At 38.7% G+C, this 442-nt stretch carries 1 pseudogene; it reads left to right on the top strand.

What is annotated here, in order from left to right:
* Positions 1 to 442 (top strand): annotated as a pseudogene (locus tag HMPREF2876_RS08520) (transposase); the annotation flags it as partial.

Below are 442 nucleotides of genomic sequence, written 5' to 3'. Positions count from 1 at the left end.
CTATGAGCCGTATTCGTGTTCAAATCATGAATCAGTTTGAGCGAAAATCCCATGAATACAAGACTATCAAACGCTACTGGAAGCTTATACAGCAGAATAGTCGTAAACTGAGCGATAAGCGATTTTATCGCCCTACTTTTCGTATGCATCTAACCAACAAAGAGATTCTAGACAAGCTTTTGAGCTATTCAGAAGACTTGAGACACCACTATAATATCTATCAGCTCTTGCTTTTTCACTTTCAGAACAAGGAGCCTGACAAATTTTTCGGACTCATTGAGGACAATCTTAAGCTGGTTCATCCTCTTTTTCAGACTGTCTTTAAAAACCTTCCTCAAGGATAAAGAGAAGATTGTCAACGCCCTTCAACTACCCTACTCCAACACAAAATTGGAAGCAACTAATAAGCTCATCAAACTTATCAAGCGCAATGCATTTGGTT

The organism is Streptococcus sp. HMSC073A12, assembly GCF_001812815.1.
Classification (GTDB): Bacteria; Bacillota; Bacilli; order Lactobacillales; family Streptococcaceae; genus Streptococcus; species Streptococcus vaginalis.
Note: the sequence above shows the minus strand (reverse complement) of the source record. Positions and strands in the feature narration are given on the sequence as shown.